This is a genomic window from Pelagerythrobacter marinus (assembly GCF_009827515.1).
GTDB classification, from domain to species: domain Bacteria; phylum Pseudomonadota; class Alphaproteobacteria; order Sphingomonadales; family Sphingomonadaceae; genus Pelagerythrobacter; species Pelagerythrobacter marinus.
In genome coordinates this window covers 37,227-43,494 of sequence record NZ_WTYO01000009.1, presented here as the reverse complement: position 1 = coordinate 43,494, position 6,268 = coordinate 37,227, and the positions used below count along the sequence as shown (strand labels likewise).

Genomic DNA, 6,268 nt, shown 5'->3' with positions numbered 1-6,268 from the left:
GTGCGGACGGTTACGCCGGGAGGAAAGGCAAGCGGACGGAACCGGCCGGTGCCGCCTGGGCATCACAGGATTGCCACCTGGGCGTCACAGGGTTGCCTTGGCAACATCCTTGCGAGTGGCGGGAGGGGTTGCCTTCAACCTCCCGCTCGGCCCTTCGAGGAATGCGAGGCGCGGACAGGGCCAGGGCTCGCGCTTGCCCTGTCCGCCAGAGGCTATCGCGGGAGCGGGCCCTTGAAAGGCTCGCGGCGTTGAGGTCCGCCGCGGGCCGGGCAAGGGAAGCGCCTTAGATAGTCCTCGCATCCCGGCACAGGGGTGCTTTATCGAGCGGTCACTAGCCCCCCGAGGCACCGGCCGTATGGACGAAGCGGCCAGACGTGACGCGTACACGCTTTGCCCCCGTCGCTGTAGCCAGTCTGGACTGGCCCTCACCACATAACCAAAACGGTTATAAATGTCAAGGGAAATGTGCCGCGATCCCACGTCCAGGCGGGCTACCACGCGGGCGCCGCCGCGTCGCTGCGCGGGCGAAAGGTGATGTCGAGCGGGGTCGGGTGGCCGTCTTCGCGCACGCGGATGTGGACGATGCCCTGCTGGCGCGGGTCGGCCAGCTGCCGCTCCAGCGCGCGGGCGCGTTCGCGCGGGAGGTAGAGCCGCCCGCTTTCCAGCCCGCCGCGCGACCCGTTCCAGCCCCGCGGGGCATGGACGAAGGCATCGCAGGCCTGCCCCCGCGGGGCGAAGACGCGCGCGAGGTCCGGCGCATTCCCTTCCAGGCACAGCGTCTCGGGCACCGGCCCGCCGCCTTCGAGGCCGGGCCAGCGATAAGTGAACACGACGTAGTGCCCACGCAGGACGTCGCGCGGGTCGTGCCCGGCGATCGGCACGTGCCACACCGTGCCCTGCTGCGCCGCCCGGTCGGCCCAGCCCCAGCTCGCGCCCAGCCCGGCGAGCGGCAGGACAAGCGCCGCGGCCAGCGCGCGCCGGGCGGTCATGCGGGCGGTCATGCCGCCCCCCGGCGCGCCGGCGCGAGGCGGCGCGAGAGGCGTACCGCGCCCCAGGCGATGGCGAGGATCAGCACCCCGGCGAGGATCAGGCCGAAGCCGCTGGTGAGCAGGTCGCTCGCGAGTTCGAAACTGAGGATCACCAGCCGCGCGGCGACCGTCGCCACCGCCAGCTGGAACACCCCGCGCGAACCGCCCTGGAGCGCGGCCAGCGCGATCCCGACCCACAGCGCCATGAACAGCAGTGCGGCGCCGAGCTGGCTGCCCTCGACCGCGTGGGCGGCGAGGATCGCAAGGGCCGATCCCGCGAGGACCGCCGCGCTCGACGCCCCCGGCGGATCGCGGCGGGCCAGCGCGACCAGTGCCGCGGCGACCAGCCCGACGAGCGCCTGCACCCCCTGCGCGGTGAAAGTGAGCAGCCCGTCCCCGTCGAGCTCGCCGAAGGCGCTGGCCACGATCACCAGCGAGGCACAGGCGATCGCATAGGCGAAGCCGAGCTGTTCGAGGCGCGACCAGAACCCTTCGCGCCCGCCCAGCCGGTCCATCCACGCGCCCAGCGGTGCGAGCAGGACGGGCAGCGCCGTGGCGAGGCCGATCACCGCGTCGGAGCGGGCCTCTGCGCCGAACAGCGGGCGGGCGGGGTCGGCAAAGCCCCAGCTCGCCCAGGTCACGACCAGCGCGACGAGGCCCGCGGTCAGCCAGCCCGATCCGCGCAGCGCGATCGCCGGCGCGAACAGCACCAGCCACGCCGCCAGCGGCTGCCACAGCGGGGCGCTGGTCTGATAGACCTGCCCGACATGGCCGAAGAAAGTGAGGCCGAGCACGCCGAAGACGAACAGCGCCGCCTCCTCGGCCCACGACGCCTCCCCAGCTAGGTCCCGGCCCAGCCGCCAGAGCAGCGCGGCGAGCCCGGCGAGCGCGAGGAAATGGACCGCGAGCCGCAGGCGGCCGGGGATATCCTCCCAGTTGGCGGCGACGACCGAGACGAGGCCGAGGCCGACCGCGAGAGCGCCGAGGCCGATCGCGGCCCACAGGACCAGCGGCCGCGCATTCTCCGCCTCGTAGGCGCGGATCGCCGCCACCGTCTGCGCGTCGAGCAGCCCGGCGCGCTGCCAGGCGGAAAGTTTGCCGTCGATCATCTGCGCCGCAGGCTATCCCCGCGCGCAGGCGACAGCAAGCGCGGCGCGCCGGGCGCGGTCAGATGTCGGGCAGGCGCTGCTCGGCAAAGCCCCACCCGGCGAGCGATTTCGACTTCGCGCGCGCGTGCAGCTTCGCCGCGTCGGCGATCGTGAACGGCTTGGCATCGTCGAACGATTTCAACTCGCCCCAGGCGATCGGCGCGGCCACCGGCGCCCCTTCGCGCGCGCGCGCCGAATAGGGGACGACCGCGGTGCTGCCGCGCTGGTTGCGCAGCCAGTCGATGAAGATCTTCCCCTTGCGCTTCGCCTTGCTCATCGTCGCGGTGAAGCGGTCGGGCTCGGCCATGCTCAGCGCCTCGGCGAAACGGCGGGCGAAGTCCTTGTGCGCGTCCCACGAATGGCCCGGGGTCAGCGGCACGACGACGTGCACGCCCTTGCCCCCGGTCAGCATCGCGTGGCTGGTCAGGCCGATATCGGCGAGCTTGCGCCGCAGGTCCTGCGCGGCCTGTTTCACGTCGGCGAAATCGAGCCCCTCGTCCGGGTCGAGGTCGAAGATCATCCGGTCGGGCCGCTCGACATCGCCGCTGCGCGCGCCCCAGCCGTGGAACTCGATCGTGCCCATCTGCACACAGGCGAGCAGGCCCGCGGCATCCTCGAGATAGAGATAGTCCTCGGTCCCGCCTTTCTTCTCCGCGATCGGCACGTGCCTGACGTGGGGGCCGAACGATCCGCTGTCGTGTTTCTGGAAGAAGCACTTCTTCGCCCGCCCCTGGGGGCAACGGACGAGGCTGACCGGGCGCTGGCCCGCAAAGGGCAGCATCAGCGGCGCGACATCGGCGTAGTAATCGGCGAGATCGCCCTTCGTGCATTTCGCATCGGGGAAGATCACCCGCTCGCGGCTCGAGATCTCGACGTCCTGCGCGGCCTCGCGCGCCGGGGCCGGGTCGGCCTTCTCCGGCCGGACCTCGTCCGCGTCCTTGTCGCTGCGAAGGCCGAGGAAGCTGCCGTGGCGCACGTTGCCGTCGGCGGTGAACTCGCTGAAGGCGATTTCCGCGACCAGCTTCGGCGTCACCCAGGTAACCTGGCGGGCGGAGGCGCGATCGACCTCGACCGGGGGCGTCTTGCGCTCCAGCCGCTTCATCTTCGCCGCCAGGTCTTCCAGCGTCTCGTGCGAGAAACCGGTGCCGACATTGCCCTTGTAGACCAGCCGCGCATCCTCGCCCGCCCCCTCGTGCTGGGCGAGGAGGAGCGAGGCGAACGGGCGTCCCTTGGCGCGCGACGCCTTCCACCCGACGATCACGAATTCCTGGCGCAGCGTGCACTTGACCTTGACCCAGTTGCGCGTGCGGCTGCCGCGATAGGGGGCGTCGATCGCCTTCGAGATGATCCCTTCCTGCGCTGCGTCGCACATCGCGCGGTAGAGCTTCTCCCCCGCGCCGATCACGTGGTCGGCGACGTGGATCGGCGCCTCGACCCCGTCGAGCAGCGCCTCCAGCCGTTCCTTGCGCTCGACGTTGGGCAGGCCGGCCAGGTCCTCGCCATCGGCTTCGAGCAGGTCGAAGGCATGGAAGGCGAGCCTGTCGCCTTCCCCCTGCGCGCCGTGCCCGCGCTTGAGCACGCGCTGGAGCGAGGAGAAATCGGGATTGCCCGCGGTATCGTAGGCGACGATTTCGCCGTCGATCAGGCAGGGCGGCAGGTCGAGCGCGGCGAAAGCGCGCGCGAGCGGGGCGAACTTCTCGCTCCAGTCCTTGCCGCTGCGGGTATGGACGCGCACCGTCCCGCCGGCCGCGGCGACCAGCGCGCGATAGCCGTCGAACTTGATCTCGTGCATCCAGCCGTTGCCCGCGGGCACGGCATCGACCAGCGTTGCCAGCTGCAGCTTGCGGAAGGGGGGCGGCTTGCCCGCGCCGCCCTTGCGCGCCGGCTTCTTCCTCGTTTTCGGCGCCTTCTTCGCGTTGTGTTCGCCCGCCTTCGCCATCTCCTTCGCGAAAGCCGCGCCCGACTTGCCTTCGAGCGAGTGCTCGCCCTGCTTGTCGGCGGCGATTTCCGCCATCGCGCGGCCGGTCAGCACGCTCGTCAGCTCGCGCTCCACCAGCATGTCGCCGGGTTCGGCATGTTCGTCGTCGATCTTGCGCAGGAGCCAGTTCTCTCGCTTTTCGCCCGGCTTCTTCTTCATCCGGACGAGCAGCCATTCGCCCTTCATCCGCTCTCCGTCGAGGGTGAAGTGAAGGTGGCCCTTCTCGATATCCTTCCAGCTCTTGCCCTCGACCGGCGCCCAGGTGCCGCGATCCCACAGCATGACCGTGCCGCCGCCATACTCGCCCTTGGGGATCGTGCCTTCGAAATCGGCGTAGGACATCGGGTGGTCCTCGGTCCGCACGGCGAGGCGCTTGACGTCGGGATCGGGGCACGGGCCCTTGGTCACGGCCCACGACTTGAGCACACCGTCGGCTTCGAGCCGGAAATCCCAGTGGAGCCGGGTGGCGGCATGTTTCTGGACGATGAAGCGGTTGCCGCCTTCGCCGCTCGCGCGCTTGCCCGCCGGTTCGGCGGTCTTCGCGAAATCGCGCTTGCGGTTGTATTCGGCCAGGGGATCGCGCTTGCTCACGGCGTTCCGTCCTCGTCGGGGAACCAGCGCCGTTCGACGAAGCCCAGCAGCGTCAGCATGACGACCGAGATCACCGCCGCGATCGCCACCAGCGGCCATTGCGCCGCGCCGCAGGCGATCCCGACCACCGCCGCCAGCCACAAGTGCGCGGCCGTGGTCAGGTTCTTCACCTCGCCCTTGCTGAACACGATCAGCCCGGCGCCGATAATGCCGATGAAGGCGCCCGTCGCCTCGTAGACGCGCAGCGGGTCCATCCGCTCGCCATCGAGCTGGCCGAACAGCGAGATGACCGAGACCGTCATCGCCGCCGCGGCGAAGCAGATCAGCCCGTGGGTCCGCATCCCGGCGGCGTGCCCGCGCACCTCGCGGTCGAGGCCGAGCGCGAGGCCGAGGATCGCCGCCGCGCCCAGGCGCACCAGCAGGTCCCAGTCCATCCAGTGGACGAGAACGGGTGGGTTCAGTTCCATCACGCGCTCTTCCGCGTCTTCCCGCCCGACTTGCCGCCCGACTTGCCGCTGGCGGAGGATTTCTTCGACGAGCGCTTCTTCGCCGGTTTTTCCTCCTTCACCGATTTCTTGAGCGCGGACATCAGGTCGATCACGTTCGACCCGCCCGAGGGCGCGGGCTCTTCCACGTCCTCGAGGATCGTCTTGCCCTTCGCCTTGGCCTTCTTGTCGATCAGCTTGCGGATCGCATCGACGTAGCGGTCCTCGAACTCGCCGGCGTCGAAGGGCGCGCTCTTCTTGTCGATCAGCGTCCCGGCCAGTTCCAGCATTTCCTTGTCCGGCTTGTCGTCGGGAATGTCCTTGAAATAGGTCTGCGCCTTGCGAACCTCGTCCTCGTAGCGCAGCGTTTCGAGCACCAGCCCCTTGCCGCAGGGCTTGAGGCTGACGAGCGTTTCGCGCCCGCGCACCGAAAGCTGGCCCAGCGCCACCTTCTTCTTCTGCCGCAGCGCCTCGCGCAGGACGATGAAGGCCTCGTGCGCCAGCTCGTCCTGCGGCACGACGTAATAGGGCTTCTCGAAATAGAACACGTCGATCTCGTGCGCGTCGACGAACTGGACCAGTTCCAGCGTCTTGCGGCTCTCGATCTTGACCGCCTCGATCTCCTCGTCCTCCAGCAGGACGTAGTTGCCCTTGGAAATCTCGTAGCCCTTGACGATGTCGTCGCGATCGATCGGGCCGATCCCCTGGACGACTTTCTCGTAGTTGATCGGCTTGCCGCTCGGCTCGTGGATCTGGCGGAAGGATATCGAGGCGCCGCTCTTCGTCGCGGCATAGACTTCGACCGGTATCGAAACCAGCGCCAGCCTGATCTGTCCCTGCCAATAGGCGCGTGCCGCCATCGTTCCTGTCCCCTTTCGCGCGATTCAGCGCTTGGGACGGCAAATCGTTTCCGGCGGCGCGATTTCACGCGGGACGGCGCGCACCTGCATCGGGAGCGGGCACGAAAAAGGGGCGCCGCCTCGCTGCCGAGACGGCGCCCCCTTTCGCGCCGGGGCGCGGGCGCTATGCCGCGCGCGC

At 69.7% G+C, this 6,268-nt stretch carries 5 protein-coding genes; all 5 read right to left on the bottom strand.

Annotation, left to right across the window (positions count from 1 at the left end; translation table 11 throughout):
• Nucleotides 1-491: 491 nt before the first annotated feature.
• From GRI72_RS14115 to ku, 5 genes are read right to left on the bottom strand one after another with little or no spacing between them, the layout of a single operon-like run.
• Nucleotides 492-1,001, bottom strand: a complete 510-nt coding sequence (locus GRI72_RS14115) for a GDYXXLXY domain-containing protein (protein WP_160734554.1) — start codon at nucleotides 999-1,001, stop codon at nucleotides 492-494.
• Nucleotides 998-2,137, bottom strand: a complete 1,140-nt coding sequence (locus GRI72_RS14110) for a DUF2157 domain-containing protein (protein WP_160734553.1) — start codon at nucleotides 2,135-2,137, stop codon at nucleotides 998-1,000. The genes GRI72_RS14115 and GRI72_RS14110 overlap by 4 nt, the downstream gene beginning before the upstream one ends.
• A gap of 58 nt (nucleotides 2,138-2,195) precedes the next feature.
• On the bottom strand, nucleotides 2,196-4,745 hold the full coding sequence (ligD, locus tag GRI72_RS14105; protein WP_337191204.1) for a DNA ligase D: 2,550 nt from the start codon (nucleotides 4,743-4,745) through the stop codon (nucleotides 2,196-2,198).
• Nucleotides 4,742-5,212 carry an MgtC/SapB family protein gene (locus GRI72_RS14100; RefSeq protein ID WP_160734551.1) on the bottom strand — a complete coding sequence of 157 codons (471 nt, stop codon included), beginning with the start codon at nucleotides 5,210-5,212 and terminating at the stop codon, nucleotides 4,742-4,744. The genes ligD and GRI72_RS14100 overlap by 4 nt, the downstream gene beginning before the upstream one ends.
• Complete coding sequence (gene ku / locus GRI72_RS14095) at nucleotides 5,212-6,090, bottom strand: non-homologous end joining protein Ku (protein ID WP_160734550.1); 879 nt, start codon at nucleotides 6,088-6,090, stop codon at nucleotides 5,212-5,214. The genes GRI72_RS14100 and ku overlap by 1 nt, the downstream gene beginning before the upstream one ends.
• Between the last annotated feature and the right edge of the window lie 178 nt (nucleotides 6,091-6,268).

Coding starts and splice junctions, on each gene's coding strand:
- GRI72_RS14115 (WP_160734554.1), bottom strand. CDS start 1,001: ATGACCGCCCGCATGACCGCCCGGCGCGCGCTGGCCGCGGCGCTTGTC.
- GRI72_RS14110 (WP_160734553.1), bottom strand. CDS start 2,137: ATGATCGACGGCAAACTTTCCGCCTGGCAGCGCGCCGGGCTGCTCGAC.
- GRI72_RS14100 (WP_160734551.1), bottom strand. CDS start 5,212: ATGGAACTGAACCCACCCGTTCTCGTCCACTGGATGGACTGGGACCTG.
- ku (WP_160734550.1), bottom strand. CDS start 6,090: ATGGCGGCACGCGCCTATTGGCAGGGACAGATCAGGCTGGCGCTGGTT.